This window comes from Bacillus cereus group sp. BfR-BA-01356 (genome assembly GCF_022663635.1).
GTDB classification, from domain to species: domain Bacteria; phylum Bacillota; class Bacilli; order Bacillales; family Bacillaceae_G; genus Bacillus_A; species Bacillus_A cereus.
In genome coordinates this window covers 216,256-228,138 of the sequence record NZ_JAKUFX010000001.1, presented here as the reverse complement: position 1 = coordinate 228,138, position 11,883 = coordinate 216,256, and the positions used below count along the sequence as shown (strand labels likewise).

Here is an 11,883-nt window from a genome sequence, read left to right as displayed (position 1 = left end):
ACCACCATCGTTTTCAGAAAAAATTAAAGAACCTGAGTCCATACGAATATCGAACTCAGGCTTCTTAACTATGCGTTTTAATTACTGTCTACTTGACAGGGGTCAGTACACAGTTGACGGCTCTTTTTTTATTTCTACGATTTTTAAAATTTACTTCTTATTTAATGCGCGCAATATAGGTTTCAATATTTTACCGAATATACGATATGCGTTAAAAATAGATCTTATGGCTTTCATGTAATCTCCACCTTGAAATTTATTTAATATTTGATTCTTCTTCAATCCAAATATCTTCTACATGTAAATTTAATGTTTTTGCGATTTTAATAGCATTTCGTAAAGAAGGCTCACTTTTACCATGTACGATTTGACTTAGTTGCTGTGGTGTAATTTGCACTCTTTTTGCTAACGCTCCTTGTTTTATCATCCGATCATCTAAAATTTCTTTGAGCCTACATTTCATATCTATTCACCTCATCATCGTATATTCGATAACAAAGTGAAAATTCCTATTTACTTTTTTTAAGATGGACAAACAAGTTTTTATTTTCTAGTTCATATACCTATATCAAGACCACGAGGAATACCAAGTGGAACTAAGGACATCAAGAGGGGAGAAGATTACATGCGTTGGCAGTATAACCACTTGAATACAACTCCATATCTACATCCTTCAAAAGAATTACGTCAAATGTATAACGAATCAAAATCAAGATCAGAAACAGAATCGATTATGAATCATATGAAAAATCATGAAGTGTTTAATAACAAGGAATATAAAAGATATTTCAGTTTATCCCAGGTTATCGAAGAAGATCTATACGGTGAGGAAGAAGACATTTTAAATTGGGAAATCCTAATGGACTGTTATGATGTAGTCCTTTCAAGAAAAGGTATTATATTCCGTGAAAAAGAAGAGGAGGAATAGGTATGACACTCGCAGGAGAAGCGGTAGTTATTTGGACGGCGACAGGTTTGTCAGTAGTTGCAATGAAGGTGGCAGAAAAAATGGGGAAGAGTGTTCCACATTGGCTTCCACGTATTACTTTGTACACAACGCTTACAGGCTCGTTTCTATACCTTCTACGTTATGTTCTAGTTATGTTTCTATGAAGGAATGCGATGTGGAATCTTATTATTCTTTATGTCATAAGGAGCTTAGCTTGTATGCACGTATTCCTTGAAACAGGGATATATACCCTCTATAAGAGGGATATAGGGAGTGATTTTATGTTGGAGCTATTATCGGTACCGATCGCTGGATTATTATTCGCTATACTTGGTGATAAACTTAAAAGTAAAGATGATGACCGTAAAAAGATACAAGTATTTTTTGAGGTAAGTGGAATTGCTATCCGGATTGGTGAGAGATTACAGTATCCGGTTTTTCTTGAGCAAAAAAATGATGATCGAAGCACAACTTATGTATATCGATTACCGGTAGGGATGCCATCTAAATTAATACAAAAGGTTGAGGATGTTGTTTCTGAAGGATTGAACAAACCCGTTCGAATTGATTACGACAATTACAAATTAAATATTCGTGTTTTTCATAGAGATATACCGAAAAAATGGTCATGGTCTACGGATTTAGTGACACAAGGGAAATGGCGTGTACCAATGGGCCAAAGTTTAGAAAAACTTATCTACCATGATTTTGATAAAACTCCACATATGACACTAGGTGGTCTCACCCGAATGGGTAAGACGGTGTTTCTAAAGAATGTAGTTACTTCACTTACTTTAGCGCAACCAGAGCATATAAATTTATACATTATTGATTTAAAAGGCGGTTTGGAGTTCGGGCCATATAAGAATTTAAAACAAATAGTTTTCATTGCTGAGAAGCCCATAGAAGCCTTTATGGTATTAAAGGATATTCTTGAGAAGATGGAAGAGAAAATGCAATACATGAAAGATAGACATTATACAAACGTTGTAGAAACAAGTATTAAAGAGCGCTCTTTCATTATAGTAGACGAAGGCGCTGAATTGTGCCCTGATAAAAGTATGAAAAAGGAGCAACAAAGATTATTGGGAGCTTGTCAACAAATGCTTTCTCATATAGCGCGTATAGGTGGTGCTTTAGGATTTAGATTAATTTTCTGTACACAGTATCCGACAGGAGATACATTACCACGTCAAGTGAAACAAAATAGTGATGCAAAATTAGGTTTTAGATTACCGACTCAAACAGCTTCAAGCGTTGTTATAGATGAACCAGGATTAGAATCAATAAAAAGCATTCCTGGACGTGCAATTTTTAAAACGGATAGGCTTACCGAAATACAAGTTCCTTATATTAGTAATGAAATGATGTGGAATTATTTAAAACAATATGAGGTGGAGAAACATGAGGATGCAAACGCATATGCAAATCAACCGTCAAATGGCGATACTTGCGACGATTAGGAAGCTACAGTTTGCAACAAGAAGGCATTTAATGAGTGTGCATGAAATGGGTGGGATAAGAAATGCAAATCGAATTATGAAGGATCTCTCTTCTTACACGAGTAAATTAACTCATAATAAAGAATATGTTTATTATTTAAATCAATCAGGGCACAAGTTATTTGGTGAAGGAAAAGTAGTTCATCATAGTAGAGTAGCGCATGCTATTTTACGTAATGAAGCATGGTTACAACTATTTTGTCCGGATGATTGGCAGATTGAAACAGAAATAAGGTATATAAAAGATGATAAGAAAAAGAAGATTATTCCAGATGTGAAGTTTCGTGATGAAGATAGGATACTTCACGCAGTAGAAATAGATCGTACTCAAAAGATGGTAGTCAATGATGAGAAATTAAAATGTTATGAAGAGTTTACTAAAATATATAAGCAAAAATATAAAGGAAAAGTGCCAGTTATCCATTTCTTCACCATTACAAAATATAGAGAAAAGAAGTTGGAGCAACTGGCAGCAAAATATGATGTGTTTGTAAAAGTATATGTAATCCAAGAAATTTAATTCTGTAGGCAATAACAAGAAAAGTATAGGGGAATATATATAAGAAGAGAGTGATCACAAACGACCACTCTCTTTTGACCACGCAGACCACATTGACCACAACTTGTACCACATTTATTATTTACTTTATGTCCATTTTGTCTAAAATAGAAAATATAGCTGGACAAAAACACACGTTTTAACACATAATGGACACAATGCTTCTTTAGAGGTGTAAAGAAAAAACATTGACAAATATAAAATGGCTAGCTATAATTTTGTTTGTTGCCTTGAGGTGATATGATATGAAATGGTCCATCCATCAATTGAATAAATTGAGAAATAAAGGATTGACATTGGATGAGATGGTAGATGTAAGTGAGCTAAAAGAGGTCGAGAAAGATATTCGTGAAATTAATCCTGTTCATGTAACGGGAAGAGTTGATTTTGGCTCCGGTAAGTTTACGTTTCATCTACATATAACTGGAAGCATGGTTTTACCATGTTCTCGCTCTTTAGTAGATGTGACATTACCATTTGACATTAAAACAACTGAGGTGTTCCAAACTTCACAAGAAGAATTTGAAACTGAAGCTGAAATTCATTCTTTAGAAGGAGAAGTACTTGACTTACTGCCCGTAATCAAGGAAAATATACTTTTGGAGATTCCAATGCAAATTTTCAGTGATGATGTTTCTGGTGGAGCACCGACGCAAGGTCAAGACTGGCAAGTGATTTCGGAAGAAGACAAAGAAAAGACTGTTGATCCAAGATTGGCAGGACTTGCAAAGTTTTTTGACAAATAATCGGAAGACTGGTTCAGGCCTTCATATGAAAATAACTATTTCTTTTAAGGAGGTGGGAAGAATGGCTGTACCTTTTAGAAGAACTTCTAAAACAGTAAAAAGAAAGCGTCGTACGCATTTCAAATTATCAGTACCTGGTATGGTAGAGTGCCCAAGCTGTGGTGAAGCGAAATTAGCTCACCGTGTATGTAAAGCATGCGGTACTTACAAAGGTAAAGAAGTAATCAGCAAGTAATTGCGGGAAAATAAACGCAGAAGATATCTTCTGCGTTTATTTTTTTTGTCTTAATCTTTAGTTGTTGTATTCTATCTTTTCTAGTAACTGCATATGCTTAATAAAAAATGCATAGGGAGGACTAGAGAGATGGCGACAACAAGACAAGATGCTTGGACTGATGATGAAGATTTGCTTCTGGCAGAAGTAGTACTCCGGCATATTCGAGAAGGTGGAACACAACTTTCTGCCTTTAAGGAAGTGGGAAAAAATTTATCTCGTACACCAGCAGCATGTGGGTTTAGGTGGAATTCTTACGTAAGAAAGCAATATAAAGAACGTATTGAGGAAGCAAAGCAACTTCGTAAAGTAGAACATTATGAAGTGAAAGAGACAAAGGTGTTAGAACCTACGTCAATTACGTTGAATGATGTTATTGATTTCTTGCAAAATTATAAAGATGAAAACTCTTTAACGGTGTTGCAACAACAAGTTGAATCATTACAAACAGAAAGAGAGCGCCTTCTGGAGCGATTATCAGTATATGAAGAAGAGTATAGAACATTACTTGATTATATCGATCAAAAAAGAAGTGTAATGGTAGCGGAAAGAAACAATGCTCGCTCGAATGAGAAGTTAGAGAAGCTTAAGAAATAAAAAACAGCTGTTATACAGCTGTTTTTTTATTTCTTAAGCCGATTCTTCGTTTGTAACCGCATTCAAATTTGTTTCTGGATGCCAAATATAAAAATCACCATCAGTTACTGATACGGGGTTGAAATTTAATTTATCCCAAAAACCAGCTGAATGAATACGTGCTATTGTTTTAATAGGAAATTGCATTTGTTTCGCATGATTTACAAGCATTTGCCCGAATCCTTGTTTTTGAAAAGTTGGTAATACTTCAAGTTTATAAAGTTCTAGGTAAGGACCTGTAATTTCGAATGGTTCTCCGCCGTTTCTTTTCATATATAGACTCATACGTGCGATTAGTGACCCACCATAATAAATGCCATAAAATGGAGATTCACTGTCGTTTTCAATAATGTTTGCTTGCAATTCTTCCAGCATAGATAGTTCTTGGGCTCCGCACCCTTTAAATTTTTTGAATTCATCTAACGTTTTATAATTGATGAGCAAGCGCTCAACTTTTGGGAATCCCATTACATCACATCCTTTTGTTATCTTGTTGAATGCAGAAAAGTAAAAATATTTACAATGATAGTATAACTCATTTTTTTATTTTTATGAAGAAGATAGTATATTTCTTTTATTATTTTTTTGAGGATTTGCTAAACTAAGAGTATAAGTGTATTAATAGGCAGTATTATACATAGCGAAAAAAGAGAGTGTATTTGTTTGGCAGAGGACAACGAAATTATAGGGCGTGCTCATGTACTTTAAAAAGATATAAAAAGGAGGGGAGGCAAGGGCGCTTAATGTGAATCCCTTGTGTGAAAATGAAAATTGGAATTGTCGGACCAGGTGCTATTGGTCTATTGTATACATTTTATTTACAAAAAAGTAACCAAGATGTTACGTTGTTTACAAGAACGGCTAAGCAGGCTGAAGAGTTGAATGAAACAGGTGTAACTTGTATTAGAGATGGAAGATGTGAAACAGTATATCCATCTGTTTTACCGATAGAAAGTATGGTAGCACAAAATTTAGATTATATATTTATTTCTGTGAAGCAATATCATATAGATGACGTACTACCGTTTGTGGAAGGGGCATCATCATTAATCTTTTTGCAAAATGGAATGTCGCATCTTCAAAAGATGCTGAAAATAGGGAGTGAAAATATAGCTGTTGGTATTGTAGAACATGGTGCGAAAAAAGAGGGAGGGCATATCGTTCATCATACTGGGATAGGGGTAACAAAATTTGGAGTGGTTTGTGGTCAATCTATACATTTCAAGAAAATATGCCGTTATTTTCCTGTTACTTATTTTCCAGTTCAAATAGAAACGGATTGGGAAGAGATTATGCACAAAAAATTAGTAGTAAATGTATGTATCAATCCATTGACAGCACTATTGGGAGTTAAGAATGGTGAATTAATCACGAATCGTTTTTTTTATCAAATGATGGAGCAAGTGTTTCAGGAGGTCGCATTTCTTATTAGAGGAGAAAAAGAAATGGTATGGCAAATGGTACGAAATGTGTGTGAAGGAACGTCTCGTAATACATCCTCTATGTTAGCGGATGTAAGAGCGAATAGACAGACGGAAATTAATGCGATTGTTGGATATGTATTAGAAGAAGCTAAGAAACAGCAACTACCAGTTCCGACACTTCAATTTTTGTTCGATGCAATAAAAGGGTTAGAAACAAGAGTATAAGTGTTATTCTTTGCTTTTACGTGAAACATTGACTACAATGTGGATTGGTGAGAGAACTGGATACGAAAGGAAGAATTATATGGAGATAAAAGAAATCTCTGTTCCGCAACAAGGTGTTGTAGCGGACTATATGAACGGTAAAAAAGAGATACAGTCATGTTTTGATTATATGTTAACAGAAGATGCTTTTAAACAACGTTTACATGATTTGCGTGAAAGGGAGTTTTTCCGCCAAGATTTAGTAGCGCATTTATTAGAATATAATACAAAATTACAAGCGGGAGAATCTACACTTCAAAATGTAAAAGCGCTTGGAGATGAAAATACATATGTTGTTATAGCTGGACAACAAGCAGGGTTATTAACTGGACCGCTTTATACAATTCATAAAGTTATTTCAATTTTACAGCTTGCAAAGGAAAAGGAAGAAAGTTTAGGAGTTAAAGTTGTCCCTGTCTTCTGGATTGCGGGTGAAGACCATGATATGGATGAGATTAACCATACTTTTGTAGCGAAAAATAAAAAGATGAAAAAAACTATTTTTTATGACCGTAATCCGAAAAAAGCGAGTGCTTCTGAGTCTGAACTTTCTGTTGAAGATTGTAGAAATTGGATTGAAGAGATTTTTAAAACATACCCAGAAACAAATTTTACAAAGGATGTATTAAAATTTGTTGATGATGCTTTGAAAAAATCGAATACGTATGTAGATTTCTTTGCTCATCTTATTACGAAAATCTTTGCTAATTCTGGTTTAATCCTTGTTGATTCACATCATCCTGAATTAAGAAAGTTAGAAATTCCATTTTTTAAGCGAATTATAAGTAAGTATAAAGAGATACAAGAGGGGCTTCGTAATCAGCAAGAAGTAATGAAAGAACTAGGATACAAACCGATTATTGAAACGAAGTCTCATGCAGTGCATATATTCATGGAAATAGATAATGAACGAGTATTGCTTGAAGATCAACAAGGTAAGTTTGTTGGAAAGGATGGGGCGCATTCCTTTTCATACGAAGAGTTGATTGAAGAGATGGAGAGAAATCCGGCACGTTTTAGTAATAATGTTGTAACACGTCCTCTTATGCAAGAGTATGTATTTCCTACGCTCGCATTTATTGGAGGTCCAGGAGAATTAGCTTATTGGAGTGAATTACAACAAGTATTCCATACTGTCGGTTTTCAAATGCCACCTGTCGTTCCTCGTCTTACAATTACTTATGTGGAGAGAGATATAGCGACGGATTTATTTGATTTGCAATTGAGAGAAAGTGATCCGTTTTTAAATGATGTCGATAAATTGCGTGAAAACTGGTTGTCTAATCAAATAGAGGAACCGATTGATGATCATTTTGAAAAGGCGAAAAAAGAAATTGCCGATATTCATACATCTTTACAGCAATTTGTAAAGAAAATAGAGCCAGGGTTAGGTGCGTTTGCAGGGAAAAACGAATTGAAAATTAATGAACAAATTGAACTGCTGGAAAGAATGTTGAAAAGAAATGTTGAGAAAAAGTATGAGGTTCAGCTAAATAAATTCCGCCGTATACAATTCGCACTTCGTCCATTAGGTGCACCGCAAGAACGTGTGTGGAATGTATGTTATTATTTAAATCAGTTTGGTTTGGATTTCGTTGATCGTGTAATGGAAAAACCTTTTTCTTGGGACGGAAAACATCATGTTATAAAACTATAAAATCTTGCTCTTTGGAGCAGGATTTTATTTTTATTCCGTTGAATTTACTGTGAAGTGATTTTTTTCTGAATTATCAATCAAAAAAGTGTTAAATATGGCAATTGTGTTGGATACTTAAATATATGACAAAATAGCACAAAATGTAAACGTATTATTCGTTTTTTCGACAGTTTTTTATTTAAATTCCCGCAAAAGATGATAAAATTTAGTATATAATAAAAGAAAATAGCGATTTGTATAGTATGTTGCCTTTGTTGGTAAGTTAAATGAGTCGTTCTTTCGTATTATTTCATTCTCTAAGCGTGAAATATGTGTTTAGAGGAAGGGATACATTCAACATAATTAATTGGAAAAAGAGTAGGTGCAACAATGTTTAAACACGTAACAGTGCTTTTAAAGGAAACAGTAGACGGCTTAGATATAAAGCCAGATGGTACATATGTAGATTGTACACTGGGGGGAGGAGGACATAGTTCTTATTTATTATCCCAATTAACTGAAGGTGGAAAATTAATAGCGTTTGATCAAGATGAGATAGCGATTCAAAACGCGAAAGAAAAGTTCTCTTCATACGGTGAACAGTTTATAACAGTAAAGAGTAACTTCCGTTATTTAGCTGAAAAACTGCAGGAAATAGGTATAACAGAAGTAGACGGTATTTTATTTGATTTAGGTGTTTCATCCCCACAATTAGATACACCAGAACGAGGCTTTAGTTATCATCATGATGCACCGCTAGATATGCGGATGGATCAAGATGCCCCATTAACAGCGTACGATGTTGTAAATAGCTGGTCATATGAACAACTTGTAAGGATTTTCTTCCAATACGGTGAAGAGAAATTTTCAAAACAAATTGCAAGAAAAATTGAAGCTTATCGTGAGAATAAAGCTATTGAAACGACAGGAGAATTAGTAGAGCTAATTAAAGAAGGTATTCCGGCTCCTGCTCGCAGAACGGGTGGGCATCCTGCTAAGCGAGTGTTTCAGGCAATTCGTATAGCTGTAAATGATGAATTAAAAGTATTTGAAGAAGCATTGGAATCTGCTATTGAGATGGTTAAGCCAGGTGGAAGGGTTAGTGTTATAACATTCCATTCATTAGAAGATCGTATTTGTAAAACAACGTTTAAGCGAAATAGTACAACGCCACAATTGCCCCCAGGATTACCGATTATTCCTGATGAATTTAAGCCGAAATTAAAGCTTATTACAAGAAAACCGATTTTACCTTCTGATATAGAGCTAGAAGAAAATAATCGTGCGCGTTCTGCGAAGTTGAGAATCGCTGAAAAACGATAAAAGGGAGAGAGAGGTATGACTAATTTAGCTGTAAAGTACAAACAACAAGCGCAAGAAGAGGTGCAAATTCAAACGCCCCCACAGCAGATGGCTAAGCCGAAGGTTAAAGCGAAAATTACAAGAATCGAAAAACTGTTGTATGTAGCGTTTATTGGCTTTTTATTGTATGCCTGTGTCGCGTTTATTGGAAATAAAGCAGGCCTTTATCAAGTTAATGTAGAAGCAGCGACGATAGAAGAAAAAATTGTACAGCAGCAAAAAGAAAATCAAGAATTACAAGCTGAAGTAGAGAAGTTAAGTCGCTATGAACGGATCGCTGAAGTTGCAAAAAAACACGGGCTAGAAATTAATGCGAATAATGTGAAAGGCCTCAAATAAGGCAATAGGTGTGAAGGAACGATGAAGAAGAATATGACTAAATTTCATACCAATAAGGGAGCAGGTTATTTTATGATATTTTTCCTCCTGCTCTTTTTGCTGTTATTAGCCCGATTTTTTTACATACAATCAACAGGAACAGTTCATAATCAGGATTTAGATGCACTTGCTAAACAAAAGCATAGTAAAACAGGAGTTCTTGAAGCGAACCGAGGAACCATTTATGATCAAAACGGTCATGTGTTAGCGCAAGACGCAAACTCTTACAAAATGGTAGCTGCACTAAAAGGTGCTAACTCAGTTGAGAATAAAGAAGATACTGCAAAGAAAATTGCAGGAGTACTTGGAAAAGGCGAAGAGGATATTTTAGCTTCTTTAAACAAGGAAGGTAGAAGTCAAGTCGAATTTGGAACGTTAGGCAAGGATTTGACGAAAGAAAAGAAGGAACAAATAGAAGCGTTGAAGTTGCCGGGAATATCTTTTATTACAGAAAATGCAAGGGTGTATCCAAACGGTGATTTTGCATCTTACGTTATAGGTCATGCAAAACCAAATGAGAATGGAACCTCGGTAGGTCAATTTGGCATAGAGAAAAGCTTGGATAAATACTTAAGTGCTTCGAACGGAGAAGTAGCATATACAGGTGATCGTAAAGGTGTGTCCCTTGATGGGGGAAAAGTTAATGTAAAGGCACCTAAAAATGGAGATAACGCTTATTTAACAATTGATCAACGTGTCCAAAGTTATTTAGAAGACGCGATGAAAGCAGCAAGTAAGCAATATGAGCCAGAAAGTTTAATAGGGATTGTTGCAGATCCGAAAACTGGGAAAATATTAGCGATGTCTACTAAACCTAGTTATGACCCTAATGATCGCCAAATTAAATATTTCTTCAATGACGCGATTGCCAATGCATTTGAACCTGGATCAACAATGAAAATTTTTACGTTAGCGGCAGCTATTAATGAAGGTGTGTACAAAGGACAAGATTATTATCAATCCGGGACATATCAAGTCGGAAATAGGAAAATAAAAGATCATAATGGCGGTGCTGGTTGGGGCTCTATCACGTTTGATGAAGGGGTAGAGCGTTCTTCAAACGTAGCGTTTGCAATTTTAGGAGATCAAAAACTTGGTCCAGAACGTTTCCGAAAATATATTCATAGTTTTGGATTAGATGAAAAAACGAACATTGATTTATCAGGTGAAGGATCGAATACAATTTTATTTGATCAGCAAATACAACAAGTGACAACAGCTTTTGGACAAGGTTCCACTGTAACACCAATTCAGCTTGTACAAGCTGCAACGGCCATTGCAAATGATGGAAAAATGATGAAACCTTATGCAATTGATAAAATTGTAGATCCGATAACAGACAAAGTAAAATTAGAACATAAGCCAGAAGAAGTAGGAAAACCTGTTACAAAAGAAACAGCAGCGCAAGTAAGACAGTTATTAGAACGTGTTGTTACATCTCCGAAAGGTACAGGGACAGCTTATAAAATTGATGGATATTCAGTTGGTGGTAAAACAGGTACAGCGCAAATTCCGGATGGAAAAGGCGGCTATATGACAGGAAGACAGAATTATATATTCTCATTCTTAGGTATGGCACCAATGGACGATCCACAACTTGTCGTGTATGTAGCTGTTAAACAGCCGAAATTAAAAGATGACGAGAACGGCGCACAACCTTTAGCTGATATTTTTAAATATGTAACAAAAAATAGTTTAGAGTATTTAAAGATTAAGCCAAATGAAGTGAAAGATCCGAAAAAACATCTGAAAGAACAACAAACTACTGTTCCAGATGTAACTGGTAAAACGATGGCTGAAGCGGGGAAAGCGATTGATAAAGCAAAACTTCGTCCAATCGTACTAGGTGAAGGGAAAGTACAGCAACAAGTACCAAAAGCGACTGAACAAACATTAAAAGGCGACCGAGTCTTCTTGGTAGGAGATAAGCCTACAATGCCAAATATACAAGGATGGGCACTGCGTGATGTTATGAATTTAGCGAAGACATTACAGCTTAACTTGAAACCTTCTGGTACAGGATACGTAACAGAACAAAGTGTGGCGGAAGGAACATTATTACAACCTGGTACAGAATTAGGTGTCACACTCGTACCGCCACTCGAACCACAGCAAGAAGCAGAAAAGCCGTAATGGTAAAAGAGAATAAGTTC

At 35.5% G+C, this 11,883-nt stretch carries 14 protein-coding genes; 12 read left to right on the top strand and 2 right to left on the bottom strand.

The window, feature by feature from the left end; all coding sequences use genetic code 11:
• Positions 1 to 256: 256 nt before the first annotated feature.
• Complete coding sequence (locus tag MR168_RS01075; RefSeq protein WP_021728012.1) at positions 257 to 463, bottom strand: helix-turn-helix transcriptional regulator; 207 nt, start codon at positions 461 to 463, stop codon at positions 257 to 259.
• Between the two features lie 162 nt (positions 464 to 625).
• Here MR168_RS01075 and MR168_RS01070 point away from each other — a divergent pair, with 162 nt between their 5' ends.
• From MR168_RS01070 to MR168_RS01040, 7 genes are all read left to right on the top strand, one after another.
• The gene (locus MR168_RS01070) at positions 626 to 928 is read left to right on the top strand and encodes a hypothetical protein (RefSeq protein ID WP_078186699.1); all 303 of its coding nucleotides are present in this window, start codon (positions 626 to 628) and stop codon (positions 926 to 928) included.
• A 2-nt stretch (positions 929 to 930) separates the two neighbouring features.
• On the top strand, positions 931 to 1,113 hold the full coding sequence (locus tag MR168_RS01065; protein WP_016099698.1) for a hypothetical protein: 183 nt from the start codon (positions 931 to 933) through the stop codon (positions 1,111 to 1,113).
• A 117-nt stretch (positions 1,114 to 1,230) separates the two neighbouring features.
• On the top strand, positions 1,231 to 2,412 hold the full coding sequence (locus MR168_RS01060; protein WP_086411772.1) for an FtsK/SpoIIIE domain-containing protein: 1,182 nt from the start codon (positions 1,231 to 1,233) through the stop codon (positions 2,410 to 2,412).
• Positions 2,354 to 2,971 (top strand): replication-relaxation family protein, encoded by a 618-nt coding sequence (locus MR168_RS01055; RefSeq protein WP_031303055.1) that lies wholly within the window; start codon positions 2,354 to 2,356, stop codon positions 2,969 to 2,971. Before MR168_RS01060 ends, MR168_RS01055 begins: the two co-directional genes overlap by 59 nt.
• A gap of 284 nt (positions 2,972 to 3,255) precedes the next feature.
• Positions 3,256 to 3,756 carry a YceD family protein gene (locus tag MR168_RS01050; RefSeq protein ID WP_000872149.1) on the top strand — a complete coding sequence of 167 codons (501 nt, stop codon included), beginning with the start codon at positions 3,256 to 3,258 and terminating at the stop codon, positions 3,754 to 3,756.
• A 61-nt stretch (positions 3,757 to 3,817) separates the two neighbouring features.
• Positions 3,818 to 3,991, top strand: a complete 174-nt coding sequence (rpmF, locus tag MR168_RS01045) for a 50S ribosomal protein L32 (protein WP_001984764.1) — start codon at positions 3,818 to 3,820, stop codon at positions 3,989 to 3,991.
• A gap of 129 nt (positions 3,992 to 4,120) precedes the next feature.
• On the top strand, positions 4,121 to 4,627 hold the full coding sequence (locus MR168_RS01040; RefSeq protein ID WP_000246467.1) for an RsfA family transcriptional regulator: 507 nt from the start codon (positions 4,121 to 4,123) through the stop codon (positions 4,625 to 4,627).
• Between the two features lie 33 nt (positions 4,628 to 4,660).
• Here the strand turns inward: MR168_RS01040 and MR168_RS01035 are convergent, their stop codons facing one another.
• Positions 4,661 to 5,134, bottom strand: a complete 474-nt coding sequence (locus MR168_RS01035; protein WP_000506694.1) for an N-acetyltransferase — start codon at positions 5,132 to 5,134, stop codon at positions 4,661 to 4,663.
• A gap of 296 nt (positions 5,135 to 5,430) precedes the next feature.
• Between MR168_RS01035 and panE the strand changes: the two genes are divergently transcribed.
• The 5 genes from panE (at position 5,431) to MR168_RS01010 (ending at position 11,863) form a co-directional block, all read left to right on the top strand.
• Positions 5,431 to 6,315 (top strand): 2-dehydropantoate 2-reductase, encoded by an 885-nt coding sequence (panE, locus tag MR168_RS01030; RefSeq protein WP_033687782.1) that lies wholly within the window; start codon positions 5,431 to 5,433, stop codon positions 6,313 to 6,315.
• Between the two features lie 79 nt (positions 6,316 to 6,394).
• Entirely contained in the window at positions 6,395 to 8,011 is a 1,617-nt protein-coding gene (gene bshC / locus MR168_RS01025; protein WP_016123283.1) for a bacillithiol biosynthesis cysteine-adding enzyme BshC, read from the top strand.
• Between the two features lie 369 nt (positions 8,012 to 8,380).
• Positions 8,381 to 9,313 (top strand): 16S rRNA (cytosine(1402)-N(4))-methyltransferase RsmH, encoded by a 933-nt coding sequence (rsmH, locus tag MR168_RS01020; RefSeq protein WP_000472508.1) that lies wholly within the window; start codon positions 8,381 to 8,383, stop codon positions 9,311 to 9,313.
• A 15-nt stretch (positions 9,314 to 9,328) separates the two neighbouring features.
• Positions 9,329 to 9,691, top strand: a complete 363-nt coding sequence (ftsL, locus tag MR168_RS01015) for a cell division protein FtsL (RefSeq protein ID WP_000182804.1) — start codon at positions 9,329 to 9,331, stop codon at positions 9,689 to 9,691.
• Between the two features lie 21 nt (positions 9,692 to 9,712).
• Positions 9,713 to 11,863 (top strand): penicillin-binding protein, encoded by a 2,151-nt coding sequence (locus MR168_RS01010; protein ID WP_000739963.1) that lies wholly within the window; start codon positions 9,713 to 9,715, stop codon positions 11,861 to 11,863.
• Positions 11,864 to 11,883: the final 20 nt, after the last annotated feature.

Bases quoted from the DNA above. Each gene is read 5' to 3' on its own strand.
- bshC (WP_016123283.1), top strand. From the start codon at position 6,395: ATGGAGATAAAAGAAATCTCTGTTCCGCAACAAGGTGTTGTAGCGGAC.
- rsmH (WP_000472508.1), top strand. From the start codon at position 8,381: ATGTTTAAACACGTAACAGTGCTTTTAAAGGAAACAGTAGACGGCTTA.
- panE (WP_033687782.1), top strand. From the start codon at position 5,431: ATGAAAATTGGAATTGTCGGACCAGGTGCTATTGGTCTATTGTATACA.
- MR168_RS01055 (WP_031303055.1), top strand. From the start codon at position 2,354: ATGAGGATGCAAACGCATATGCAAATCAACCGTCAAATGGCGATACTT.
- MR168_RS01050 (WP_000872149.1), top strand. From the start codon at position 3,256: ATGAAATGGTCCATCCATCAATTGAATAAATTGAGAAATAAAGGATTG.
- MR168_RS01010 (WP_000739963.1), top strand. From the start codon at position 9,713: ATGAAGAAGAATATGACTAAATTTCATACCAATAAGGGAGCAGGTTAT.
- MR168_RS01035 (WP_000506694.1), bottom strand. From the start codon at position 5,134: ATGGGATTCCCAAAAGTTGAGCGCTTGCTCATCAATTATAAAACGTTA.
- MR168_RS01075 (WP_021728012.1), bottom strand. From the start codon at position 463: ATGAAATGTAGGCTCAAAGAAATTTTAGATGATCGGATGATAAAACAA.
- MR168_RS01065 (WP_016099698.1), top strand. From the start codon at position 931: ATGACACTCGCAGGAGAAGCGGTAGTTATTTGGACGGCGACAGGTTTG.
- MR168_RS01060 (WP_086411772.1), top strand. From the start codon at position 1,231: ATGTTGGAGCTATTATCGGTACCGATCGCTGGATTATTATTCGCTATA.
- MR168_RS01040 (WP_000246467.1), top strand. From the start codon at position 4,121: ATGGCGACAACAAGACAAGATGCTTGGACTGATGATGAAGATTTGCTT.
- MR168_RS01070 (WP_078186699.1), top strand. From the start codon at position 626: ATGCGTTGGCAGTATAACCACTTGAATACAACTCCATATCTACATCCT.
- ftsL (WP_000182804.1), top strand. From the start codon at position 9,329: ATGACTAATTTAGCTGTAAAGTACAAACAACAAGCGCAAGAAGAGGTG.
- rpmF (WP_001984764.1), top strand. From the start codon at position 3,818: ATGGCTGTACCTTTTAGAAGAACTTCTAAAACAGTAAAAAGAAAGCGT.